This window comes from Chryseobacterium sp. B21-037 (genome assembly GCF_028570785.1).
GTDB lineage: Bacteria > Bacteroidota > Bacteroidia > Flavobacteriales > Weeksellaceae > Chryseobacterium > Chryseobacterium proteolyticum.
On record NZ_JALGCB010000001.1, the window covers coordinates 4,467,002 to 4,493,266 of the forward strand.

At 35.6% G+C, this 26,265-nt stretch carries 21 protein-coding genes and 3 tRNA genes; 18 read left to right on the plus strand and 6 right to left on the minus strand.

The features are described from left to right. Positions 1-17 precede the first annotated feature (17 nt). Both MTQ00_RS20035 and MTQ00_RS20040 read right to left on the minus strand, forming a co-directional pair. A complete protein-coding gene (locus MTQ00_RS20035; RefSeq protein ID WP_172283845.1) occupies positions 18-1,673 on the minus strand; it encodes a peptide MFS transporter in 1,656 nt (551 codons plus the stop codon). Between the two features lie 146 nt (positions 1,674-1,819). Further along, positions 1,820-3,949: a S9 family peptidase gene (locus tag MTQ00_RS20040; RefSeq protein ID WP_273650768.1), complete on the minus strand. Its 2,130-nt coding sequence runs from the start codon at positions 3,947-3,949 to the stop codon at positions 1,820-1,822. Between the two features lie 120 nt (positions 3,950-4,069). Between MTQ00_RS20040 and MTQ00_RS20045 the strand changes: the two genes are divergently transcribed. Together MTQ00_RS20045 and MTQ00_RS20050 are read left to right on the plus strand one after the other, a co-directional pair. After that, a complete protein-coding gene (locus tag MTQ00_RS20045; RefSeq protein ID WP_172283848.1) occupies positions 4,070-4,543 on the plus strand; it encodes a hypothetical protein in 474 nt (157 codons plus the stop codon). Between the two features lie 12 nt (positions 4,544-4,555). After that, complete coding sequence (locus tag MTQ00_RS20050) at positions 4,556-4,741, plus strand: DUF6496 domain-containing protein (RefSeq protein ID WP_172283850.1); 186 nt, start codon at positions 4,556-4,558, stop codon at positions 4,739-4,741. Between the two features lie 109 nt (positions 4,742-4,850). Here MTQ00_RS20050 and glgP read toward each other — a convergent pair whose 3' ends face one another. After that, entirely contained in the window at positions 4,851-6,509 is a 1,659-nt protein-coding gene (gene glgP / locus MTQ00_RS20055) for an alpha-glucan family phosphorylase (RefSeq protein ID WP_273650769.1), read from the minus strand. 200 nt (positions 6,510-6,709) lie between these two features. Between glgP and MTQ00_RS20060 the strand changes: the two genes are divergently transcribed. From MTQ00_RS20060 to MTQ00_RS20080, 5 genes are all read left to right on the plus strand, one after another. After that, positions 6,710-7,507, plus strand: a complete 798-nt coding sequence (locus MTQ00_RS20060; RefSeq protein WP_273650770.1) for a hypothetical protein — start codon at positions 6,710-6,712, stop codon at positions 7,505-7,507. A 162-nt stretch (positions 7,508-7,669) separates the two neighbouring features. Continuing rightward, a complete protein-coding gene (locus tag MTQ00_RS20065) occupies positions 7,670-9,769 on the plus strand; it encodes a gliding motility-associated C-terminal domain-containing protein (protein ID WP_273650771.1) in 2,100 nt (699 codons plus the stop codon). A gap of 70 nt (positions 9,770-9,839) precedes the next feature. Next, positions 9,840-10,430, plus strand: a complete 591-nt coding sequence (locus MTQ00_RS20070; RefSeq protein WP_273650772.1) for a DUF1572 domain-containing protein — start codon at positions 9,840-9,842, stop codon at positions 10,428-10,430. Positions 10,431-10,498: 68 nt separating this feature from the next. Next, entirely contained in the window at positions 10,499-11,845 is a 1,347-nt protein-coding gene (gene mtaB / locus MTQ00_RS20075) for a tRNA (N(6)-L-threonylcarbamoyladenosine(37)-C(2))-methylthiotransferase MtaB (protein ID WP_273650773.1), read from the plus strand. 287 nt (positions 11,846-12,132) lie between these two features. After that, entirely contained in the window at positions 12,133-13,650 is a 1,518-nt protein-coding gene (locus MTQ00_RS20080) for an FMN-binding glutamate synthase family protein (RefSeq protein ID WP_172283861.1), read from the plus strand. Between the two features lie 60 nt (positions 13,651-13,710). On the opposite strand, the gene MTQ00_RS20085 is transcribed toward MTQ00_RS20080, so the two are convergent. After that, positions 13,711-14,463, minus strand: a complete 753-nt coding sequence (locus tag MTQ00_RS20085; protein WP_273650774.1) for a hypothetical protein — start codon at positions 14,461-14,463, stop codon at positions 13,711-13,713. Between the two features lie 54 nt (positions 14,464-14,517). Here MTQ00_RS20085 and MTQ00_RS20090 point away from each other — a divergent pair, with 54 nt between their 5' ends. Then, positions 14,518-14,970: an RNA-binding S4 domain-containing protein gene (locus tag MTQ00_RS20090; RefSeq protein WP_172283865.1), complete on the plus strand. Its 453-nt coding sequence runs from the start codon at positions 14,518-14,520 to the stop codon at positions 14,968-14,970. Here MTQ00_RS20090 and MTQ00_RS20095 read toward each other — a convergent pair. Further along, positions 14,965-15,480 carry a shikimate kinase gene (locus MTQ00_RS20095; protein WP_273650775.1) on the minus strand — a complete coding sequence of 172 codons (516 nt, stop codon included), beginning with the start codon at positions 15,478-15,480 and terminating at the stop codon, positions 14,965-14,967. The genes MTQ00_RS20090 and MTQ00_RS20095 overlap by 6 nt on opposite strands. Before the next feature lie 116 nt (positions 15,481-15,596). Between MTQ00_RS20095 and MTQ00_RS20100 the strand changes: the two genes are divergently transcribed. The 3 genes from MTQ00_RS20100 (at position 15,597) to MTQ00_RS20110 (ending at position 15,924) form a co-directional block, all read left to right on the plus strand. Next, positions 15,597-15,669, plus strand: a tRNA-Lys gene (locus tag MTQ00_RS20100). 35 nt (positions 15,670-15,704) lie between these two features. Next, positions 15,705-15,787 (plus strand) — tRNA-Leu (locus MTQ00_RS20105). 64 nt (positions 15,788-15,851) lie between these two features. Beyond that, positions 15,852-15,924, plus strand: a tRNA-Lys gene (locus MTQ00_RS20110). 171 nt (positions 15,925-16,095) lie between these two features. Here the strand turns inward: MTQ00_RS20110 and panC are convergent. Beyond that, entirely contained in the window at positions 16,096-16,944 is an 849-nt protein-coding gene (gene panC / locus MTQ00_RS20115; protein WP_273650776.1) for a pantoate--beta-alanine ligase, read from the minus strand. Positions 16,945-17,114: 170 nt separating this feature from the next. Between panC and MTQ00_RS20120 the strand changes: the two genes are divergently transcribed. The 7 genes from MTQ00_RS20120 to porN all read left to right on the plus strand — a co-directional run bounded on the left by MTQ00_RS20120 (position 17,115) and on the right by porN (position 26,250). Beyond that, positions 17,115-17,885: a glycogen/starch synthase gene (locus tag MTQ00_RS20120; protein WP_172283870.1), complete on the plus strand. Its 771-nt coding sequence runs from the start codon at positions 17,115-17,117 to the stop codon at positions 17,883-17,885. 11 nt (positions 17,886-17,896) lie between these two features. Further along, the gene (locus tag MTQ00_RS20125) at positions 17,897-19,501 is read left to right on the plus strand and encodes a DUF4270 family protein (protein ID WP_273650777.1); all 1,605 of its coding nucleotides are present in this window, start codon (positions 17,897-17,899) and stop codon (positions 19,499-19,501) included. A 29-nt stretch (positions 19,502-19,530) separates the two neighbouring features. After that, complete coding sequence (gene glmS, locus MTQ00_RS20130) at positions 19,531-21,384, plus strand: glutamine--fructose-6-phosphate transaminase (isomerizing) (protein WP_172283874.1); 1,854 nt, start codon at positions 19,531-19,533, stop codon at positions 21,382-21,384. Positions 21,385-21,491: 107 nt separating this feature from the next. Continuing rightward, on the plus strand, positions 21,492-22,910 hold the full coding sequence (gene porK, locus MTQ00_RS20135) for a type IX secretion system lipoprotein PorK/GldK (RefSeq protein WP_172283875.1): 1,419 nt from the start codon (positions 21,492-21,494) through the stop codon (positions 22,908-22,910). 61 nt (positions 22,911-22,971) lie between these two features. Beyond that, positions 22,972-23,667, plus strand: a complete 696-nt coding sequence (porL, locus tag MTQ00_RS20140) for a type IX secretion system motor protein PorL/GldL (RefSeq protein WP_172283877.1) — start codon at positions 22,972-22,974, stop codon at positions 23,665-23,667. Between the two features lie 49 nt (positions 23,668-23,716). Next, entirely contained in the window at positions 23,717-25,288 is a 1,572-nt protein-coding gene (gene porM, locus MTQ00_RS20145) for a type IX secretion system motor protein PorM/GldM (protein WP_172283879.1), read from the plus strand. A gap of 23 nt (positions 25,289-25,311) precedes the next feature. Then, on the plus strand, positions 25,312-26,250 hold the full coding sequence (porN, locus tag MTQ00_RS20150) for a type IX secretion system ring protein PorN/GldN (RefSeq protein ID WP_273650778.1): 939 nt from the start codon (positions 25,312-25,314) through the stop codon (positions 26,248-26,250). Positions 26,251-26,265 lie beyond the last annotated feature (15 nt).

Here is a 26,265-nt window from a genome sequence, read left to right on the forward strand (position 1 = left end):
CTATTAAAAAGGGTTAATTAATGCCCTTTTTCTTTCATGATCCTGTTTAATCTTTTAAGCATTGAAAGCCCTAAAAGCGTAGCAAAAATCAATAAAGCAAAGTTAACCAGGAAATAATTCATCTTGTTATCATAGCTGTACCACGTACTTGCCAATATTCCTGATAACTTATTTCCGACTGAGTTGGCAAGGAAAAAACCACCCATCATCAATGCTGTAATTCTTGCAGGAGAAAGCTTTGAAACAAAAGAAAGTCCCATTGGGGAAAGGCAGAGTTCTCCTACTGTAATCACTCCATAACCGGCAACAAGCCACCATGGAGAAACTTTTACAGCTCCGTTATCTCCGGCCATTACTGCCAATACCATTACCAGGCAGGATAATGCGGAGATGAATAAGCCTAAAACAATTTTTGTAGGAGTAAGCGGCTCTTTTCCTTTTCTTCGTAATATTGCCCAAAAGCCTACGATCAGAGGGGTTAAAGCAATAACCCAGAAAGGGTTTATGGATTGAAATAATTCAGTGTTGTATAAATAAACCTTATTCTTTGGATTTTTCTCTAATTCAGCACGTTGTTCAGAAGATATATTTTTAAAATAAACATCTTTCCCCTGCACTTTAATTGTATTTCCGTCTTTATCTTTCTGTGACTGGAATTGATTGTCATAAACAGGAACTTCTTTGTCCTCATAACTTTTACCATCTACCATATAGATATTCTCTAAAGGTTTTTCTATGGCTGCGGGAACACTTCGATCGGTATAATAATTCGCCCATCTTGTTAAAGCGGTTCCGTTTTGTTTAAAAACTGCCCAGAAAAACATACTGATCATAAAAACAGATAATAATGCTCCGATAGCCGTTTTTTCTTCCGGTTTTGCTTTAAAATAAAGAGAACCATAAAAATAGATGACAGGAATACATGCAAAAATAAATGCATCGGTGCTATCGCTTCCAAATATATTACCCGGAATAAACCATCCGATGGCTCCGGCAATAATAGCCGGTAAAAAAACCTTTATTAAGATTTCCGAAAGCTTAGTATCTCCTTCCTGAACTGGTTTCATCTGAGCTGCGTGGATATAGTGCTTCCTCCCAATGGTAAAAATGACCATTCCGATAAGCATTCCTACTCCGGCGGTAATGAAAGCTTCACCCCATCCAAATTTGTTACGCATGAAAGCAGCAATAATATTGCAGATAAATGCTCCTATGTTGATGCCCATATAGAAAATATTGTAACCAGAGTCCTTATTGGCTTTATAAGGTTCTTCAGAATATAGATTTCCGAGAAGGGTAGAAATGGTTGGCTTAAAAAAACCGTTTCCGATGATAATAAGTGCCAGAGAAGTGTAGAATAAAGGGAGATCCTTGAAAACGCCCATTCCTATATATCCAGCAGCCATCAGAATTCCTCCCAGATAAATAGATTTGATATATCCCAAAACCCTGTCTGCCAAGAAACCTCCAATAAACGGGGTTAGATAGGTAAGTGCAATATAGGTCCCGAAAATATCGTCAGCGGTTTTGTCCGGTAATCCCAGACCTCCTTTTAAACCGGTAGGTTCAATAACATACAAAACAAAAATTCCGAGAATCAAGTAGTACCCGAACCTTTCCCACATTTCGGTAAAAAATAGAAAAGGCAGGCCTTTAGGATGTTTAGTCTTCATCTATACAAATTTCAAATTTCCCAAAAATAAGTTTTTAATTTTAATTGATAAAATAAATTACTCTTTAGAAAAACGATAAATGAAATGAATATTAAAAAACCTTCTAACGTAAATCAGAAGGTTTAATAAATATTTTTAACGATGGATTATAAATTATTAAGGATAAAATCCGTCATTTTTTGATAGAGCTGAGGTCTTGTTTGTCCGCCACTAATTCCGTGGTTTTTATCAGGATATGCCATGAAATCAAATTGCTTTTTGTTTTGGATCAAGGCCTCCGAGAATTCCATAGAATTCTGAAAATGTACATTATCATCGGCAGTACCATGGATTAGTAGAAATTTACCTTTGAGCAGTTTAGAGTATTCTGTTGGAGAATTTTTATCATAACCGTCAGCATTTTCCTGTGGAGTTCTCATGAATCTTTCCGTATAAACAGAATCATAATACCTCCAGTTGGTAACCGGAGCAACAGCAATTCCTGCTTTGAAGACGTCGGCTCCTTTTGTCATAGCCAAACTTGTCATATATCCACCAAAGCTCCATCCGAACATTCCGATTCTGCTTTTATCAATATAAGATTGATTTCCAAACCATTTCGCAGCGGTAATCTGGTCTTCAATTTCATATTTTCCGAGGTTCATATATGTTACCTTTTTATATTGAGCTCCCTTGTAACCAGTACCACGTCCGTCTACACACGCTACAATATATCCTTTCTGAACCAAATGATTGAACCACAGTGTATTTCCTTGATCCCAAGAATTAGAAACCTGCTGAGAACCGGGCCCGGAGTATTGGAACATAAATAAAGGATATTTTTTATTCGGATCAAAGTTTTTAGGTTTTATGATCCATGCATTCATCTGATCACCTGCATTATTTGGAATGGTAATGAATTCCTTCACGGCAAAATTATCTGCTTGTAATTTTTGAAGCTGGTCGTTATTGTTCTGAAGTTCTTTTACTGTTTTACCATTACCGTCCTTAAGTACAAAAGTATAAGGCTTTGAAACAGAGGAGGAGGTTTCAATGAAATAATTATAGTTTTTGCTGAAATTAGCAGAGTTATTTCCTTCTGTATTGGAGATCAGCTGTGATTTCCCATTCTCAATATTGATTTTGGATACTACCTTGTTAATACTTCCTTTTTCAGTGGTCTGAACATAGATTTCTTTAGATTTTGGATTGTAGCCATAATAATCAGTTACCTCCCAGTTTCCTTTTGTAACCTGCTTCTTCAGTTTACCATCTTTGTCATACCAATATAGATGACGGTGCCCGTCTCTTTCTGATCCCCAAAGGAAAGAATCATCCTCCAGGAATTCCAATGTTGGACTGTCCGTATCAATCCACTTATCATCTGTTTCTGTAAATAATTTTTGAACAGCACCGGTTTTTGTATTAACTTTTAAAACATCAGAAGCGTTTTGTATTCTTTCTGAAGTAATCAAAACCATTTCGTCAGGTTTTGCTGTCTGAAATACATTGGGAATATAATAATTCTTGAAGGATCCAAGATTTAATGGCATTGTTTTTCCTGAATCAAGACGGTATAATTGAGCTGATACAACAGAATTCTTTTCTCCGGCCTTTGGATATTTATAACGCATTTCTGTCGGATAAAGAGTTTTACCATAAATAGGAATATAAATTTCCGGAACCTGGCTTTCATCTGATTTTATGAAAACAATGGCATCCGAATTTTTGGTCCATTCATACTGTCTTGCATGTCCGAATTCTTCTTCATATACCCAGTCAGCAAGTCCATTGATAATTGAGTTTTTCTTTCCGTCCGTCGTTATCTGAGTGATCTTTCCGGAATTCAGATCCTGAAAAAACAGGTTATTGTCTGCAATAAATGCCAGTTTAGATGCATCCGGTGAAAACCTGGGCTCCTGAACGGGTTTCCCTTCATTAACAGAAATGATTTTCCCTGATTTAAGGTCTTTAACTTCAAATTTCCCTAAAAACGAATGTCTATAAATAGGCTGTCTTTCTTTAAGCAAAAGAATTTTGGATTCATCATCGGAAAACTCATAGCTTTCAAACTGCCCGTCTACTATATTACCTTCTTTTTGAGAATTTTTATAAGAATATTTTGCGATACCGCCTTGCTCAATAACCAGGTAGTTTTCTCCGTTTTTCATGGAAGTAATTCCGGCAATGCCTTTCCCACGGTAATATCCTGAATATATTTTATCTAATGTGATTTCTTGTGCAGATAGATTTTGAAGAGCTATGGCAACACCAAGACTTAATAGGATTTTTTTCATTTCTAATTTTAAACAGATTCAAAGATAATAATTTTATCAAACGCACAAAAAAGCTTTTTAATATAAGGCTTTGGCAAAAAAATTGAATGTATTATTACAAATCAAGCTAAAATAATAATTATGGAAACGAATGCATTCAATCAGAAATTAAATCGTTACGTTTTGAATGATCAAATAGTGTATACGGGTTTTTCGAGCTTTAAAGATGCTGAAGCATGTGCACAGAAAAAGGGCGGAACTTTAGTGGAAGTAAGCTTTAAAGATGGAAATGATAATCCGCAGATTTCAGATGAAGCAGGGCTTATTGAAAAAAAATTACATTATTATGTATATGCAGGTGATGAATATAAATTTATCCATTCCTCAGATCCGGGATTCAGAAAATACGCAGACGATCTGCAGAAAATAAAAGCTAAGATGCGTCAGGATGCTCCTGACGAAAGATATTTAGCCAATTTTGAAATTGAAAATGCAGAAGATCCGATTATTGTGATCAAAAATGATCGTTTAGAATCGGTTACTTCAAGAGAGCGTTCAAAATATTTGAAACACGCTGAAGTTTATGAAATAGGGGTATCCCTGCCAAAATCTTAAAAAAATAGCATCATGAGCAAGACAAAATATTCAGATAAAGCTCAGGAAAAAGTAGGAAAAGTAATGCACGAATTCAAAGAGGGTAAATTAAAATCTTCTTCTGGAAAAAAAGTGACAAGTAAGAAACAAGCTGTTGCAATCGGAATTTCTGAGGCAAGAGAGAAAGGCTTGAAAGTCCCTAAAAAGAAAAAAGACTAACTTAAAATAAAAGCTGCCGGAGAATTCTCCGGCAGCTTTTATTTATAATATTGACCTAAAAATTATAAGGGTCTCAATTTTTTAAATTTCTCAATTCAGCAATTTCACCCTAATAATTATACAGCATGCTATAGTATTCATCAGCCATTCTATCGCTGTTAAACTGATGCTTAACATCGTCCATGGCATTGTACTGTATTTTCCTCCAGCTGTCTGCATTATCGTAGTAGGTTGGGAGGATCTGGTTTTCCAGGATTTCATATAACTGGTTTAAATCATAGTTGTCCTGTTCGTAGATGCTCATATTCAGGTAATCTGCTTTTTGAACGACAAAAGAGTTTTGTCCGTGTCTTGCAAATTCAGGAATCCAGCCGTCATCTGTCGAAAGATTTACAGAACCATTCATAGCAGCAGTCATTCCGGAAGTTCCTGAAGCTTCTCTTGGAACCCTGGGATTATTCAGCCATAGGTCTGAACCCTGTTTTAGTGATTTGCTTAAAGAAAGCTCATAACCTGTAAGGACAGCCATGTTTTTATGATTTTTACTTTCTTCTACCAGTGTATTGAATGTAGAAATGGCAGAATAATCCATTGGATAGGGTTTCCCTGCCCAAATTATCTGAACAGGATGTTCAGGATTATTCAATAACTTGTAAAATCTGTCCTTATCGTGCAAAAGCAGATCAGCACGTTTATAACCGGCAAATCTCCTTGCCCAGACTATAGTAAAAATGTTTGGATTGAAAAGATTTCCTGTTTGATCGGCAACGATTTTAAAGAGTCTCTTTTTTAAATATTTTTTACGGTAATCAAATGCCTGATCGTCTCTTTCATCTTTGGAGTTGTAGAGGCGCTTATCTGCCCAGTATTTAAATTCCTGGGCATTGGTGATTGATTTGATTTCGCAAATTCCGGGATATTTACTCCACATTGCTCTGGAAACCACACCGTGAAGTTGTGAAACACCATTGGCAACTTTAGCCATTTTTAATGCACAAAGAGAATGATTGAAACGTTCATCATCTACTCCTTCTATGCTTTTGGCTTCTTCCATACTAAAGCCTGAAAAATAAGACATGTCATAACATAATTTCAGATTATGTTTTTCATTTCCCGCTTCTTCAGGAGTGTGCGTTGTGAAAACAAGTTTCTCTTTTACTTTGCTTAAATCTCCATTGTATTTTCTTAATAAATAAAATGCAGCGGGCAAGGCATGTGCTTCATTCAGGTGATAAATATCTCTTTCCAGATTCATTTCGTCCAGTAATTGGGCACCTCCTTTTCCCAATAAAATATATTGAGCCAGCTTTGTCGATTCATTGGCATCATATAGTTTATGACAGATTGTTTTTGAAACGTGGTCATTTTCCGGTACATCTGTTGATAGAAAAAACATAGGGGCGGTATGGAAAATTTCAGGATCCAGATACCATACTTTCACCCAAACAGGAGCGCTGTGGATTTCAATTTGGAATTTTATTCCGGTATCTTCCAAAAAACTATACATTTTTTTTGTCCATACCGGCTGTAGTGTCTGATCGTGGTTTCTTGCCTGATCATAGTATCCGAATTTCCAGAGTATTCCTATTCCTATAAAATCCTGCTTTAAATTATAGGCGCTTCTCATATGTGAACCGGCTAAAAAGCCCAGTCCTCCGGAATATATTTTTAAAACCTGTTCAATGGCAAATTCCATTGAAAAATAGGCAACTTTTTTTGAATATTGGGGATTGGTATTAAAAGGTATTTTAAAGTTTTTAAAATCCATGTATCACAATTTTGTATTTAAAAGCCAAAGGTATTGAATATGAAAGTAAACTATACATTAATTATTTGACAATTTATTTTTAAAAATATCTGTTGAATAGTTTTTTTGCTTACCTTTAAGTGTAATTTTTTGATAATCAAAAACTTCTCAGATGAAACTTTAGGTTCCATGTTTTATTAACCATTAATAAAAAGGCAGTCATGAAAAAGGTGTTTTCCGATGAAGATTTAATCAAGAATCTAAGCTTATATTACCTGAATCGACATTTGAAAAAAAAGCCGATAGAAAAGTATCATCGTAAAATAGACGAATCTCAGCTTCATGACCGCGAAAAGTATAAGAAAAAATCAGAAATTTTACTGTTGAATTCTTTTATGCATCATTTTCCCGATGTTAAATTTGAAAACCTTACCTGTGAAAGTCCCGACTTTATCGCTAATTTAAATGATAAAAAAATTGGGATAGAACTCACTGAGGTGATCAATCATTTGGAAATGAAGAAGATAGAAAGTAATCTTAACAAGATTTTCCGTCAGGCTGAAATATTATTAGAACAAGAAGACACTACGAAATATCGTGGTGTTTATTTTTTAGAATTTCATTCGGATTTCAGGTTTGATAATCCCGAGGAACAGCAGGAAAGTATTCTTGCCATCTGTAAGAGCATAAAGAAAAACAAACCGGTAGGCTGCGTTAAAAAAATCAGGAAGTCTTTTCATCGCAGAAATGTATTTATTACACATGAATACAGTATGAATTTATTTGATGAATTATGCTCGGATAAAATACTTGAACTGATTGAGAAAAAGAATGAAAAATTTCCTTATTACGACACTTCAGTAGACGAATGCTGGCTTGTGATCGTTTCAGATATGAATTCTATTGCATCGCGATATACCTTTATTCAGGATAAAGAACATCTGAATGAAGTCAAAAGTCCTTTTCACAAAATTTTCCATCTTGAGAATTTATGTGGGAATTTGACAAGTATAAAATAATTCTTTAATAGATGTGTTTTTGTTTAAAAATTACATATTTTTAATATGTATTGTTAATGATTTTTGTTATTTTATAAATTTTAATGAAATAATAAGTATATTTGATATATGTGTTGTGTATTGATTTAATTATTGATTAATTTCTAACAAAAGCATGTATTCATGAGGAAAAATTTACTTATTATTTTTTTATTGATCTCACAAATCCTCTTTTCCCAGGCAGATTGTTCATCTGCATTATCGGTTTGTGGAAATTCAAGCATTACATATTCTCCCACAGGAATTGGAGCTGTAAATGAAAATTTAGGAGGGTGCTTAATAACAGGCGAGCACAATTCAATTTGGTATAAACTTACTATTGCCACTGGCGGAACGCTTACTTTTGATTTGGTGCCCAATGATCCGGATGCGGATTATGATTGGGCTATTTATGGTCCTAATGTAGCTTGCGGAAGTTTAGGATCTCCTATACGCTGTAATGCTGCAACTGTGATTGGTGTAGGTCCGTCTACAGGATTAAATATGACAAGTACGATTGTAGATGCACCTGGTGGATCACTGACTCCTTATTGTAAATATTTAGATGTTTTGCCAGGTCAGACTTATTATTTATATATAGATAACTGGGTGGGTGCTGCCAGTACTACAATGGCTCCGTTTTCTTTGACCTGGGGAGGTACTGCTGCTTTGGCATCTCCTTTCACGGACCCTGCAATACAGCCATATCCATTTGTCCCTCCGGGGGTTCCTGCGGCTAATCCGGCTGACCCACGTGAAGTTATTATATGTAATAGTCCGGCTGTTTTTGATTTCAGTACTTTGACGGCAGGCATTCTTAATGCGAACCCTAATTTCCAGATAACATACCATACTTCACAAAATGATGCCCTTTCCGGTGCAAGCCCGATTTTAACTCCCATTACCGTTAATACAGCAACAACTTATTATTTCAGTATACATTATCAGGATCCTGCGAATCCCAACAATCCAATCAATTCATGCAGGCAGGTGGGTGCCTTTAAATTTAAGCTGGGAAATATAACAGGGAATAACGTTTCTTTATTTGCCTGCAACAATAATAATGCGGGTACGGCAACATTTGATCTTACAACTGCTGCTGTTTTTGGTGATCCTACAGCAGTTAAAAAATATTATCCGTCTTTAAACGATCTTAATGCAGGTACTAATGAAATTCTGAATCCTTCTGCATATGTATCTGCTGAAGCAACAGTATATGTAAAAATAATTTCCCAGCTGGGATGTATTGGAACAGGGATGATTTATCTTAAGTTTTATCCTGTGGTGGTTGTAAATGATGCTATTTTGAGATCATGTTTTATTGAAGGCGCCTCCTCTACAGCGTCTTTTAATCTTACCGCCGCATCGGTTACTACACAGGCACCCGTAACCAAGAAATATTATCCTTCACTTACTGACGCGGTGAATGGAACAAATGAAATCGCAACACCGTCTGCGTACATCGCTTCTAATGGTGTGGTATACATAAAAGTATTCAATTCAAATAATTGTTTTGCCGTCGCAAAAGTTACTCTAGCTGTGCTCCCACCGGTAAAATCGACAGTCCTTACTGATAAAACCATCTGTATGGAGGATACTACCACATTGGATGCCGGTCCCGGCTTCGATTCATACCTCTGGAGTACAGGTGCTACAACCCAGGCGATCACAAACGTAAGCGTAGGGACTTATTGGGTAAAACTAAAAACTGGAGAATGCATCACAACTCAGGAGGTAAAAGTGTATGCAAGTGAGCAGCCTGTAATATCCAATATTGATATTTCGACCAACACTATTACAGTTACGGTTAACGGAGGAACACCTCCTTATCAATATTCATTAGATAATATCAACTGGCAGACTTCTAATGTATTTAGCAATGTACCGAGAGGAGATAGCCAGGTCTATGTAAAGGATTTTTATGACTGTGATCCAATTGATATTACAGTGGTGGTACCGAACCTGATCAATGTAATTACTCCGAATAATGATGGAATTAATGATGTAATTGATTATTCAGCGCTGGCCCACAAACAAAATTTAATATTGAGTATCTTCGACAGATATGGTAATAAGGTTCACCAGGCCGACAAAACAAATGGATATAAATGGGATGGTACTACTAATGGTAGTAAAAAGGTTCCTACTGGGACATATTGGTACTCGGTAACCTGGAACGAAAATGATAAGAAAAATACACCGGTTAAATTCTCAAGCTGGATACTGGTGAAAAACAGGGATTAATATTTGATAATCATAAAAAAAACCATCCTAAAAAGATGGTTTTTTCTTTCAATATTTTTAAATTTAATGAATGAAAGAATTATTTATCAAACGATTCAGTTATTATAAATCTCTCGGAGACAGGGCTTTTGAACAACTGTCAGAAGAGCAGCTATTCTGGCAGTTTAATAACGAGAGCAATTCCATTGCAGTAATTGTAAAGCATGTTGCAGGAAATATGATTTCCCGATGGACGAATTTTTTAACAGAAGATGGAGAAAAAGAATATAGAAACCGCGATGAAGAATTTGTCAATGCATTTAAAACAAAGGAGGAGGTTATCAATTTCTGGGAAAAAGGCTGGAGTTGTTTATTGAATGCATTAGATCAGATCACTGATGAAAACCTGTATGCTACGATTTATATTAGAGGAGAAGGGCATACGGTTTTAGATGCTGTTTTTCGTCAGCTGGCCCATTATCCCTATCATATCGGGCAGATCGTTTATATTGCTAAAATGATAAAAAATGATGATTGGAAAACGCTTTCGATTCCAAGAAATGAATCTCAGGAGTTCAACATGGAAATGAAAAATAAATGGAATAATACTGAATTTAAAGGTAATTCCTCACCTGTTTGTTTTGAAAATAACCCGGAAGTCAGAGACGATTACAAACAATAGACCGAATCAATTTAGAGTCTTTATTTAAATTACTATCTTTGCACTCATAAAATTCAGGACTGATAAAAATGTCAAATTTTCATAAAACCGCCGCATTTCATACCCTTGGCTGCAAATTAAATTTTGCGGAAACATCTACTATTGCTCGTCAATTAACAGATGCCGGATATGATAAGGTAGGTTTTGATGATAAGGCTGATGTTTATGTGATCAATACCTGTTCCGTTACTGAAAATGCAGATCGTGAGTGTAAACTTCATGTAAAAAGAGCAATGAAAGCGAATCCAGAAGGACTGGTTGTTATTGTTGGTTGCTATGCTCAGCTCAAGCCTGAAGAAATTTCACAGATTAATGGAGTTGATTTGGTATTAGGTGCCAAAGAAAAGTTCAATATCCTGAGTTATCTTGACGATTTAGAAAAATCTGAAAGTGAGGGAATTGTTCATTCCTGTGAGATTGAAGAAACCGACTTTTTTATAGGAAGCTACTCAATCGGTGACAGAACAAGAGCCTTTTTGAAAGTTCAGGACGGTTGCGATTATAAATGTACCTATTGTACCATTCCTTTAGCAAGAGGGATTTCAAGATCAGATACGATCGATAGTGTTCTTAATAATGCTAAAGAAATTGCAGCAAAAGATATCAAAGAAATTGTCCTTACCGGAGTGAATATTGGAGATTATGGAAAAGGTGAATTCGGGAATAAAAGACATGAGCATACTTTTCTGGATCTGATTTCTGAGCTTGATCAGGTAGATGGGATCGAGAGAATACGTATTTCGTCTATTGAACCTAATCTTCTGAAGGATGAGAGCATTGAACTGGTTTCCAGAAGCAGGAGCTTTGTTCCTCATTTTCATATTCCTTTACAATCCGGATGCGATGATCTGTTGAAAAAAATGAAGCGACGTTATTTAACCAAGCTTTACCGGGATAGAGTGAATAAAATTCGTGAAGTTATGCCTCATGCGGCTATTGGTGTTGATGTGATTGTTGGATTTCCTGGAGAAACTGAAGAAAAGTTCATGGAAACCTATAACTTCCTTAATGATCTTCCCATCAGTTATCTTCATGTTTTCACTTATTCTGAAAGAGAAAATACCGAAGCAGCAGATATGGAAGGGGTTGTTCCCATCCCTGAAAGAAAAAAACGCAACAAAATGTTGAGGATCCTTTCGGAAAAGAAAAAAATGTCGTTTTATCAAACTCAGCTTGGAAAAACACTTCCGGTCCTTTGGGAGCATGAAAATAAAGATGGCAAGATGTATGGTTTCACTGAAAACTACGTAAGAGTCCAAAAAGATTTTGACCAGGCATCGATTAACCAGATTGAATTTTTAAAACTTGAAAAAATAGAAGCTGACGGTACGGTTTCAGTACTTAATTCTTTTGAGAGCTTTTTAGAAAAGGTATAGCCTTTTTATCTCCTTTCTTATTCATATTATTACAGACTTCTCATCATTATTGATGAGGATAGAAAGCAAATTGTCATTACCAAAATTCAAAGAGGATTTCGTATCTTATAGATTTCGAAAGTGCATTGGACGGCACGATTTTGCTGATTTGTCTTAAGATATAAATTTCATGCTCCTATTGAAAACTGAAAAAAACAAAAAATACAATAATTTGAACCGTTTTTAATGGAGCTGAATGCGGGAAAGTATTCTGTATTTTTTTAACTTTGATAAAATTCAAAAACGATATGAGAGATAAATTTTTGCTTTGGGGTGCTATAATTTTAGTTGTAGCCTGGGCTATCGCTTTCTTGATAAAAGCGGATTGGTGGATTCCTATTTTACTTACTATTATTTATGCTGTTGGAGTTTATAATGTTACACAATCAAAGCATGCAATTTTAAGAAACTTTCCTGTTTTAGGATATTTCAGATACTTTTTTGAAAGCATTTCTCCTGAAATGCAACAATATTTTATTGAGAGGGAAACAGATGGGAAGCCTTTTCCCAGAAATCAACGTTCAGCTGTTTACCGGCGTGCAAAAAACCTTAGCGACACCGTGGCATTCGGAACACAACTGGAGGTTAATCACAGAAAATATGAAGGGATTAAGCATTCTATATATGCTAAATCGCCATCCGAAGAATTACCAAGAGTATGGGTAGGAGGGGAACAGTGTACGCAACCTTACCATGCGTCGTTATTTAATATTTCAGCGATGAGTTTTGGAGCATTAAGTGACAGGGCACAGATTTCACTGAACAGGGGTGCGAAAAAAGGTAATTTTTATCATAATACAGGGGAAGGAGGTATTTCCCCACATCACCTGGAAGGAGGTGATTTATGCTGGCAAATAGGGACAGGATATTTTGGATGCAGGGATGAAGAAGGAAAGTTTAATCCGGATCTCTTTATAAAGTATTCTACATTGCCTAATGTGAAAATGATTGAGATTAAATTATCTCAGGGGGCAAAGCCGGGACATGGGGGAGTTTTGCCGGGAGTAAAAAATACACCTGAAATTGCAAAGATTCGTCACGTAACACCTGGAGTAACCGTGATTTCGCCACCATCGCACTCTGCTTTTTCCAATGCAGCAGGTTTATTGAGATTTGTACAGCAACTAAGAGAACTTTCCGGAGGAAAGCCTGTAGGGTTTAAGCTTTGTATAGGAGATACAAAAGAATTTGAAGACATCTGTGTTCAGATGAATGTGTTAAAAATATATCCGGACTTTATTACCATAGATGGAGCCGAAGGAGGTACGGGTGCTGCACCACCGGAATTTTCAGATGGCGTAGGAATGCCTTTGGAACCGGCGTTGATTTTTGTAAATAAAACACTTAACAATTATAATGTTAGAAAAAAGCTAAGGGTCATTGCCAGTGGTAAAGTATTGACAAGTCTTGATATTTTAAGAGCGGTGGCGATGGGAGCTGACATGTGTAATAATGCCAGAGGATTTATGTTCTCACTGGGATGTATACAGGCGCTCAGATGTAATACCAATAATTGTCCTACAGGTGTTGCTACGCAGGATAAGATGCTGATCAAGGGACTGGATGTTACAGATAAAAGTGAAAGAGTATATCATTTTCATAAAAATACCCTTCATACGTGTAATGAGTTGATTGCCGCAGCAGGACGTAGTTCTTATGAAGAAGTAGATGCATCCATGTTTATGAGGGGAGATGAATTCGATCATCTTGCGGATCTTTATTTTCCGGATATTTTAGGAAATGTAAGACAGAAAACAAGAATGTAGATAAATAAAAAGCGCTTCAGTTATTCTGAAGCGCTTTTTTTATTGATGTTTTACTTTTACTTATTCATTTGCAGGTCTATCTGATGTTCCATACACCTGGAAATTAAATACAAATGTCCTGTTTTGAAGAGAATATCCCGTATAGTTATAATGGGCCTCTCTTCCAAAAGCAGCTCTGGAAGGAACAATAATTACTCCCTGCAGGTTATAAGGAGCCCCATCTGTTAAAGCAGGTGATGCTGCTTTGAAAAACTTCAACCCTTCCTGGAATCCTTCTATTTCATAGTATTTTCTCTCTCTTGCTACTGCAGGAAGGTTTTTATCATTTATAACTGCTTGCTTTACATAATACCACATAGGATCCGAAAGGGGAGATCCAGTTCCGTTTACTGTATTGACAAGGCTTGGGGAAACTGAAGATGCTACAAGTGCTACTGTTCCGTCTGTATTGGTCGCCAGATAATAATTTGCTCTTACCATCATCCTAAGAACATCGGTAGCGCCTATTGTTTTTGCCGGAGAAGGCTGTGCACCTGCTCTTACGATGTACACAACTCCTGAAGGAAGTTTTACAGGATTTAATTCTGCTAGCTTCTTCTCATGGTCATCAATGGTATCAGTAGCACTGAAAGCTTTTATATTTCCTTGGGTATCAAGATAGTTGTCGTTCAGGAACTTTTGGATAGCCTGATCATCATAGGTATTTCTTACTGCTACATCATCGGGCTCAACAAATGTTTGTGCCTCATCATCTTTTTTACAAGCAGAAAAACAAAGAGATCCTGCAAGGATATATAAAAATATTTTTTTCATTTCAAAAACTTTAATTACTTTACAAATAATATAACGGCAAAAGTATAAAAAATTATGAGAATAGATAAATTTTTATGGAGCATTCGTTTTTATAAAACGAGAACTGTTGCAACTGAGGAGATTAAGAAGAACAGAGTTTCCATTGGAGATACTGTTGTAAAGTCTTCAAAAGAGGTAAAAGAAGGTGATGTAATAAAAATCCGTAAAAATCAGATTGATTATAAGATTAAAGTAATCCAGATCCCTAAAAGTAGGATAGGAGCTAAACTGGTATCTCTTCATATCAAAGATGTAACAGACAAAGAGCAATACGAATTGCTTAAAATGCGTAAAATGACCCAGGACTATTACAGAAGCAGAGGAGAAGGCAGGCCTACTAAAAAGGACAGACGAGACATGGATGGATATGTGGAAAATGATATTGCATCAGATTTTACAGATTGGGACGACTTTTTTGGTGAAAGTGAAGACGATGGAATGGAAAATGAGGTTGAAGAGAAATCATAAATAGAGTTTCTCGATAATTTCATCAACGATGGCTTCAGGTTCTCTGGAGTCTGTAGTCACACTAATCATAGCCTTGCTATAGAATTGATTTCTTTCAAATAAATGCTTAGCAATAAACTCAGGAAGGTTTTCATCAGAAATATTAGCGATTAATGGTCTTTTTTCTTTCTGTTTTGAAAGCCTTTCTGCTAAAGTACTAACGGAAGCTCTCAAAAAAATGCTCTTAGAGTTGTTATTAATGATCTCCATATTATTGTAATAAACAGGAGTTCCACCGCCGAGGCTTAAAATAAGATTTTCTTCGGTAGCGAGTATTTCTTCCAAAGTTTCTCTTTCCAGCTTTCTAAAGTAGATTTCACCCTTTTTTTCGAAGATTTCCGGAATAGTTAATTTATTTCGTCTGGAAATCTCTTTATCGAGGTCAATTAATTTAAAATTTATTTTTTCGCTTAAAATTTTGGAAATGTGTGATTTGCCACAACCCATGTATCCGACTAGTGAAATTATCATGAAATATTTTTAAACAAATTTGCGAAAAAGTTTTGAGAAATTAAAAAAAGTTATATCTTTGCACCACTTAAAACAAGGGACATTACTTAAATGAAAGTTGTTTAAAATAAGTGGCCGACTCGGTAGCTCAGCTGGTAGAGCAATACACTTTTAATGTATGGGTCCTGGGTTCGAATCCCAGCCGGGTCACTAGCAAAAATATTACTAAATTTTGTAATTTTTTTGCCTGCGTGGTGAAATTGGTAGACACGCCATCTTGAGGGGGTGGTTTCCTAAGGATGTGCTGGTTCGAGTCCAGTCGCAGGCACTGCAAAGAAAAGTAAATTTTAAGTTGCATATTGATTTAAAATTTGTAAATTAGAATTACGACCGACTCGGTAGCTCAGCTGGTAGAGCAATACACTTTTAATGTATGGGTCCTGGGTTCGAATCCCAGCCGGGTCACAAGTTTACTGAAAAGTAAATTTTTTTCATATTAATATTTTGTGATTTGGTGTTCAAAGGCTTCCTTCAGGAGGCCTTTGATTTTTTGTATATGAGCAGGTGAACAAAAAAAACTTCGATTAAGGAATCAAAGTTTACATTTTTGTATTGCGAAATTATCAGGAGATTGTGTTAATCCAGATGCATATTGTCAATTAGTCTTACACCGTCTACAACAACAACTATAAAAGCTCTGTAGGATTTATCTTTATAAAAGAAGTCTGTTTCTTTTAATGAGTTTTCATCTGCGATCATAAAGTACTCAAGCTTCATACCGTGCTGATGATCGAAAATATCAACAACTCTTTCTTTAATTTCAGGAACGGTGATTACTCTGAACCAATCATTGACCTTTTTTAATGTTTCATAAATAATTTTTGAAACTTCCCTACGATCTTCATGCAGTCTTTGGTTTCTTGAACTTAAAGCGAGACCGTTATCTGCCCTGTAAATAGGAACTCCTGTAATTTTTATAGGAAGATGCTTTTTCTCAACCAATTTTTTAATAATAGCAAGTTGCTGGAAATCTTTTTCTCCAAAATAAGCATTGTCAGGTTGTATTTGCCTGAAAAGCTCTTCTACTACCGTTCCTACACCGTCAAAATGGCCAGGTCTGGATTTTCCTTCCATTTCATTTTCCAGGCCGTCAAAATCATAATGATGACTTTCAGCTTTTTCAGGGTAGATATCTGTAATTTCAGGAATATAAACGGCGTCAACTAATCCGGAATTTTCTAAAATAAGTATATCCCGGTTCACATCCCGTGGATATTTTGCAAGATCATCAGGGTTATTGAATTGAGTAGGATTAACAAAAATTGAAGAAATTACAAGATCATTTTCATTCCTTGCTACTTCATAAAGAGAAAGATGCCCATTGTGAAGAGCTCCCATTGTAGGTGCAAATCCTATTCTTTTTCCCATTTCTTTCTGTCTTTCAATGAAATCCTGAAGTGTTTTTTTATTTTTTAAGACTTCCATAATTAATTTTAATAGCAATTCAAAAATACTAAAATATCAGATAATAAACTGCGTTTTTGATAATTTGAAAAAGGTAATTTTCGTAAAAAAATGTTAATTAAAATAATGTTGGATGTTTTTTTGTAATTTTGCACATTAAAGCATTTTTACAAAAAATTAGATAGAAATTTATGCCGAATCAAAAAATACTGTACATTACTACAGAAATGTATCCATATCAGGAAGATACAAACATGGCTACTGTGGTAAACAAAATGGCGCTTAAAATGCACAATGAAGGCAATGATGTTAGAGTTTTTATGCCAAGATTTGGACAAATAAGTGAAAGGAAATTCCAACTCCATGAAGTTATCCGTCTCTCAGGAATGAACATTATCATTAATGACCTGGACCAACCTCTAATCATTAAAGTGGCATCTCTTCCGGGGGAAAGACTTCAGGTCTATTTTATAGATAATGAAGAATACTTCAAAAGAAAACAATATTACTATGAAGATGATGGTAGCCCTTTTGAAGATAATGACGAAAGAGCAATATTTTTTGCAAGAGGAGTAATTGAGACTATTAAAAAGCTGAACTGGGTTCCCGATATCATTCATTTGAATGGTTGGATGGCTTCTTTTGTTCCTATTTATCTTAAAACTTACTACAAATCCGATACGTATTTTAAAGACGCTAAGATTGTTCTTTCATTATATAATGAAAAAGACGCCCCTCTTAACGATAAAATCGGAGAAAAACTAGAATTCGATAATATTTCGGGACTAAAAGCGTTAGATAAGCCAAGCTTTCAAAGTTTTGTCATTGAAAGCATGAATTATGTAGACGGGGTTGTAAAAGGAGATGAATTCCTGGATGGAGACCTGGATAAGGCATTCAATGAAACATCTACAACCAAATCGGAGTATCTTGATGTAGATTCCATAAACAAACTTTATTAAAAAGACATTTAATGACTCGTACTATTAAAAGAACTTTTGCCATACTTTCTCTGGCAATTTTCGGCAGTGTGTTACTTTATAATTGTGAGCCGGATCCGGATTCTTTGGGAGAACAATTATTTTTAGATGGAGCAGCTCAGGGAAAGGAGACTTCCTACAATGTTATTGCTTTTAACATCCTTAATAATGATTCCATTAAAAGTGACGCTACCCAATTAGGATCAGCAGTTTTAGGTGCTTTTAAAGAAGACCAGTTTGGAATGCAAAAGGCGTCTTACATTACACAGCTTAGATTATCTACTTATAATCCTGATTTTGGGGCCAATGCAAAAGTAGATTCAGTGGTTCTTGTAATCAAACCGACCTATGCATCAGATTCACTTACAACAACAACGGATGAAAATTATGTGTATCCGGATGGAAATGTGGCTGCAAAAAAAGAGGTGAAAACATATCCTATTAACAAATACGGAAAAGCGAAAAAGACGTTCCACATTGATGTCAATGAAGTTACGGATTTCCTGGGAGCTGCGACCGATAGTGTAAAATCAAATGCTAATTTTGCTTATAATTCAACTGTACTTGGAACAAAAGAGTTTAAAGGGACGATTAACACCGTGACTATTACTAAAGATTCTGATAACAGTTCTTTGTTTTCAACAACTACACCTGCGATCAGGATTCCATTGGATAACGGTAAAACCTTATTCCAGGAAAAAATTATTGATAAGAAAGGTAAGCCGGAACTCGCTGATGCTTCCAACTTTATCAGACATTTTAAAGGACTTAGGATTTCCGTTCAGGAAAATGACGGATATTTATTCCAGTTTTCTCCTAATGACATAGAGTTGATCATGTATTATAAATATGATAAAACGGATAATGGAACAGTAACCAGACCTCAGGCAACTTATTCATTTGCTTTAGGAGCAGGGAATACACATGTTGGACAATATCAATATGACAGATCGAATTCTGCATTGGCGACTGCCATTAATTTGAATATGGTAGGAAATCGTGTGAATGGTGATAAAAAGCTGTATGCGCAAGGAATGGGAGGACCTTCTATCGGGGTGAAAATTCCGGATTCAGAAATCCAGAAATTAAAAACTCTATATCAGAATAATAAGGCTGCCATTATTAGTGCTAAAATCAGAATATATACAGATGCTTCTACATGGAATAATAGTTATGTAAAACCAAGTCTGTTTACTTTCTTGCAAAAGGATAGAAAAGAAAGCTCTATAACACCACCTTATATAACTACTACTGCATTTACTAGTGATGTATTGACTCTTGCGGGATCTCCAAATTACTCAATATATAAGGTCTTTGATTTAGATAAAAATCCCACTCCTGCTCATTACGACTTTATTGTTACAAAATCAGTAAAAGATTTAGTAGAAGGAAAACCAGGCGATTATGCATCAAACAATACTAATAAGTATTATAGAATCGATATTGGAGGTTTCTTGTCTAATTCTGATAACACGGGTCTTGCTGGGGCTAAATATACTTCAAGATCATACACAAGAGATAGAGCTGTTTTTGTCGGTTCTGCTGATTCTACTAATGATAAAAGAGTTCAGTTAATCGTTACTTACGGAACAAAATAAATTTAAACATACACCAAATAAAATAAATTATGTGCGGAATAGTTGGATATACAGGCTTTCAGGATGCCTATGATGTAGTTATTAATGGTCTTAGAAGACTAGAATACAGGGGATACGACAGTGCGGGAATTGTTTTGGAAAATGCAAACAATTCATTTGAAGTTGAAAAAACAAAAGGAAAGGTAGATGATCTTGTTAATATTTCAGCTCAATTAAAAGGTACTGCGAAAATTGGGATGGGACACACACGTTGGGCAACTCATGGGGTTCCAAGTGATAGAAACTCTCACCCGCATTTATCTAATAATAATAAAATTGCAATCATTCATAATGGAATCATTGAAAACTATGATACCATTAAAAAAATGCTTGCTGATAAAGGATTTACTTTCAAGTCTGAAACAGATACTGAAGTTTTAGTGAATCTTATCCAGTATTTTATGGATATAAATGTAGCAACAGATTTTCCAACTGCGGTAAGATATGCACTTAATGAGGTATACGGAGCTTATGCTATTACTGTAATGCACGAGGATTATCCTGGCGTTTTGGTAGTTGGAAGATTAGGTTCTCCTTTAGCAATTGGTATTGGAGATAAAGAATATTTTATTGCATCTGATGCCTCACCTTTTGTAGAGTTTACAAAAGAAGCAATCTATCTTGAAGAAGGACATATGGCTACAATCTCTTTGGAAGGAGGAGTGGATATCAGAACAATCAATGAAAACTCAAGAATAGAGCCGGAAATCCAGCAATTAAAATTAAGCCTTGAGCAGATCGAGAAAGGTGGATATGAGCACTTCATGCTTAAAGAGATTTTTGAGCAGCCAAAATCGATCCACGATACAATGAGAGGTAGATTACTTGTGGATGAAGGAATCATCAAGATGGCGGGAATCTGGGATCACGTTGAGAAATTTAAAAATGCCAACAGAATTATCATCATAGCTTGTGGTACTTCATGGCACGCAGGTTTAATTGGTGAATATCTTATAGAAGAATATGCAAGAATCCCTGTTGAAGTGGAATATGCATCAGAATTCAGATACAGAAACCCGATTATTACAGATAAAGATGTTGTAATTGCGATTTCCCAATCGGGAGAAACTGCCGATACAATGGCGGCTTTAAAACTGGCAAAAGAAAAAGGAGCGTTTATATATGGTATATGTAATGTAGTGGATTCATCTATTGCAAGAATTACGGATGCAGGTTCTTATACGCATGCAGGACCAGAGATCGGAGTAGCTTCTACAAAAGCATTTACTGCCCAGCTTACGATCCTTACACTTATTGCATTCAAGCTAGGAAAGCATAATGGCAACCTTGGAAATGCTGAATTCATGAGTCTCATTTCAGAGCTTGATGCAATTCCTAAGAAAATTGAAGAAGTTTTGAGTTCAACACATGAGTTGACTCAGAGTATAGCTAAAGATTTCGTAGGGGTTCATAACTTCTTGTATTTAGGTAGAGGCTATAATTATCCAGCGGCTTTAGAGGGAGCTCTTAAATTGAAAGAAATCTCTTATATCCATGCAGAAGGGTATCCTGCAGCGGAGATGAAGCACGGACCTATTGCTTTGATCGATGAGAATATGCCAATCGTTATTATTGCGCCTAAAAAAGGTCACTATGATAAGATCGTAAGTAATGTTCAGGAAATTAAAGCAAGAAAAGGAAAGGTGATTGCTGTTGTTAATAAAGGGGATCAGCAGGTAAGCGAAATGGCAGACTACGTTATCGAAATTCCTGAAACTTCAGAATGCTTCTCTCCAATAGTTGCATCTGTGCCTTTACAGCTGCTTGCTTACTATATTGCAGTATATAGAGGAGCCAATGTAGATCAGCCCAGAAACCTTGCTAAGTCGGTAACTGTAGAATAAAAATACTAGGAAATAAAATAAATTTAGATTTCTCGCGTTATTTCAAAAAAAATCTTAAAAGTTTCTTAAAAAAATTATATATTTACGGCTTAATTATAAAAATTAACATGAAAAGGATATTTCTTTTATTATTGTCTGCGTCGGTAGCGTCGGTATCTTGTTCAGGTGGTGGTAGCTCTTCTGTAGGGAAGCCAGGAACAAAAGGAGAGTTGATACCAAGAGAAAAAACTAAATCATTTGTTGCTGAAAGACCATACGGTATGGTTGCAATTCCTGCAGGATCTTTTATCGCAGGTTTAGCTGATCAGGATATCACTCATACTCCTGAGAAATCAGCACTGAAAACAGTAACTGTGTCCTCATTCTTTATGGATGAAGCAGAAACTACTAATGCAGAATACAGAGTATTCATTAACTACGTAAGAGACTCTATTGCCAGAACTCTACTTGCTGAAGCTGCCGGAGAAGGTGGTGAAGGTGGAGGAAGAGGTGCCAGCATCGGAGATTATGCATACCTTGCTAAGAAAGAAGAAAACCTTACTCCGTATCAGGAATATTTAGAAGGACAAGGAGGAAGAGAAGATGGGGGATATGATGCAAGTAAAAGACTGGATTGGAAAATTCCATTGCATTGGAATACTTCAAAATATCCTGATGTAGAATATGCGGAAGTTCTTGAGTCTTTATATTTACCAGCTTCTGCCAGAATTGGTAATGAAAGAATCCTTGATGTTAGTAAATTAAAATATAATTACCAGTGGGGAGATATGGATGCTGCTCTTGCTGACAATGAAAGAGGGGTAAACTACCTTAAAAGCAAAAGTATAGCAATCTATCCGGATACAACTGTTTGGGTAAAAGATTTCCACTTCGCCTATAACGAGCCATTATTTGAACAATATTTTTGGCATAAAGCTTATAAAGATTATCCTGTTGTTGGGGTAACCTGGGATCAGGCAAGAGCATATTGTAATTTCAGATCTAAATTGAAAACGGATTACAATGAAAGCTTAAAAAGAAAAAAACAGAGACCATTACAATTCCGTTTACCTACAGAGATCGAATGGGAATATGCTGCAAGAGGAGGTATGCAGAATGCTACTTATCCTTGGGGAGGTCCATATTTGATGGATGACAGAGGATGCTACCTGGCTAACTTTAAGCCTAAGCGTGGTAATTACATGGAAGACGATAAAAAAGGTACTTATACATATACAGCTCCAGTAAAGAAATTTAAGAAAAATGGATTTGGGTTATTTGATATGGCTGGAAACGTTTCTGAATGGACAGAATCTTCTTACAACAATTCTTCATACGGATTTTCTTCAACTCTAAACCCTTCTACTAAAGATAAATCAGATTCTAAGAAATCTGTAAGAGGAGGTTCTTGGAAAGATATAGGCGCAATGCTTATGACTGGTGCAAGAGATTGGGAAAGAAAAGATTCTGCAAGAAGTTATATTGGATTCAGAACTGTACAGGATATTCCTGAAGCTGCTGTTAAGCCAAGAAGGGTTAACAGATAATCAGATACATAATTATTTTTCAATACAATTTATTTTTAATCATTAAAAAAAACTAACTTATATGTTTAAGACTAAAGATGCTTGGATGAATTTCTTTTATTCATTCGGTGCTGCAATTGTAATCCTTGGAGCTTGGCTTAAGATTACTCACATTAACTTGGGACCAATCAGTGGTAACGTTGCTCTTACAGTAGGACTTATTACTGAAGCAATCATCTTCATTATTTTCGCTTTCGACCCTCCAAAATCAGAAGAGTCTTATGCCTGGGAAAATGTTTATCCTGAATTGTTAGATAAACATGCTAACCCGAACCCTTTACATTCTAATGTTTCTTCAAGAAATAATGCAGCTGCTCAATTTGCAGAATTAGAGAACTCTCTTTCTACAAAATTGGATAAAATGTTACAGGATGCTAAATTAGATGTTCAATTGTTTGAAAGATTAAGAACAGGAATTGATAAATTTTCAAATTCAGTGGATCAGATCAATCAGACGGTAGATGTTTCTGCTTCTACTCACAAATATAATGATCAGTTAAACATTGCCGCTCAGCACATGGAAAGCATGAACGCTTTATACGCGATGCAATTGGAGAATGGTAAAAGACAATCTGAATTTGCCAATAAATATGTGGCAGATATGCAGAAGTCTGCTGAGCATTCAGAAAAATTCAACCAGGAGTTACAAGGTTTAACATCAAACTTAAATAATTTAAACAGAGTTTATGGTGGTATGTTAACTGCTATGAAGTCTTAATTTCCAAACCATTTCTAAATTTAATTTTTAATCCAAACAAAGAAAAAGAATGGCACAAGGAAAACAGACTCCACGTCAGAAGATGATCAACCTAATGTATTTGGTGTTCATCGCTATGATGGCCCTAAATATTGATGCGGAAATCATCAGATCTTATTATGATTCGACTAAAGCTCTTAATGAAACAAGAACTTTAACAGAAAGAAAGAATGAGAAAATTTTTGAAAAAACTCTAGAATTAAAGGCACAACAAGTGCCGGATACTTATGCTACTCCATGGGAACAGTATAAGGTTTTAAAAGCTAAAATTAATGCCTTAGTAGAAAGTGCTGAAACAATTAAAACTAAATTAAAAACTGAATCAGAATTCTCTGATAAAGTGGATGTAAGTGAGAATTTTGCAGCTCTTAATAATAACGAAGCAACTACGCATTATTTTTTTGCTGACGGAGATGAAAATAGCCCTTCTAAAGGAGCATTGGAATTGAAGTCCAAAATTGATGAAGTAAGAAATTATATTGTAGCAACTTTCGGAAAAAACAATCAGTTAAATGATTTGATTGAAAGAGCCAATAAATCTTTAATTGCTGAATACCCTAAAGGAAAATCTCCAAACGAGAAAACATGGTTTCAGAATAAGTTTTATCATCAGCCTTTAATTGCAGCAATTTCTAACCTGGAAATTATCCAGAATGATGCGAGAAACGTACAGTCTGATGCATTGGCCTTATTACTTCAAGAGAAAGTAGATGCTAGTATTAAATTCAGCAGCTATGAGCCAATTGTTGCAGGACCTGTTGATATTCAGGCTGGAAAACAGGCTGAAGTAAAAGTAATGTTAGGTACTTATTCTAATAGCAATAAGATTAGCATTACGGGAGTAAATAAAGTAGAAAATGGAAAAGGAACAATTTCTATTTCAGGAAATGGTATTGGAGAGCATAAACTAAACGGTACTATTACTTTAACAGATGCTTCCGGTAAACCTCAAAGTTTCCCTTGGACGCATACATATAATGTAATTGCAGGACCAAGAGAAGTAAAACTTGAAAAAGGATTATTACTTTCTCCGGATAAGATGAATGTATTGTACAGAGGATTAGAAAACCCGGTATCTGGTTCTATCCTGGGTGCTGACAATTCTAAATTATCATTATCTGCTCCTGGTGCTGTAGTAAAAGGTAATGGTCCTGGAAAATGGAATATTATTCCTTCTACGGGTAATACTGTGAAATTAACATTATCTGGAACTGATCCTTATGGTAAAACGGTATCTCAGGTATTTGAATACAGAATTAAGAATGTTCCGGCTCCTCAAGGTCAGATGAGAGGTCAGACAGTATTGAATATTCCTGCTACTTCGATTCCAAATCAGATGGTACAGGCAGCAATACCAGATTTCGATTTCCCTGTTTCATTCACTGTTAATCAGTTTATGGTGAAAGTACCTGGTAGAGCAGCATTGCTGATCAAAGGTAATAGTCTTGAAGAGGCTGCCGGATTGGTTAAAAATGTAAGAGCGGGTGATGTAGTGTATGTTTTTGATATTAAAGCGACTGCTACAGGATTAGGAAATCAAACATTGAAGAATATCTCTCCTGTTGTAATCAATGTTCAGTAATTTTAATAAGTTAAAATAATATTATGAAAAAATATATAAGCGCTTTTTTAGTAGTAGTTTCGGGAGTTGCTTTTTCCCAGACTATTCTGAATGCTTCTTCTCCTGAAGAGTTCAGACAAATGAGAGCTGAAAACAAGCAGAAAGTTGGAGATACTATTGTTGATAAAACGGTAAAACCTTTGGAATACGGTTTTGTTGAGGACAAAGATATCTTAAAAAGTATGTTTGTTTGGGAGATTATTGACATGAATGATAAGATTAATCAGCCATTATACTATGATAATCCTGATGGTCTTCTTGCTACTCAGACAAGATCTTTATATCAATTATTGCTGGATGCTGCAATAACAGGTAAAATCCAGGAAGTTTATGATGATGAGAATTTTGTAACTAAATTAACTCCTGAAGGGATTCAGAAAAGATTGGAAAGTGTAAGAGTTTCTGATGCTGCTATCGATATCCTAAACTCTGGAAGACAGCTTACAGAACAGGAGAAAAAAGAATATACCGATATTTTTAAAACGACGACTGATAAAGTTAAAGTATTAAAAATTATGGGTATGTGGTTTATCGATAAAAGAGATGGTCAGATGAAATACAGACCACTGGGTATTGCAGCAATGGGACCAGATCCTGCTGTACAAGGTAGAACAGGACCAGACGGACAACCTTTGGCCGGAGCTAATGAGCTTATTGACCTGTTTTGGATTTATTACCCAAGTGCAAGAGAGATATTAGCGAATAACTTCGTGTATAATAGAAAAAACTCTTCTGCTGATCTTTCTTTCGATGATATCATCAATGCTAGAAGATTTTCTTCAATTATCTATAAATCTTCAAGTGGTTTAGGAGATGGTGTAATCAAAGATTATATTCCTAGAAATGCTGATGAGCAGATAGAAGAAAGCGACAGAATTAAAGCACAGATTCTTGACATGGAAAATGATATGTGGAATTATTAATATTTCACTTGATAT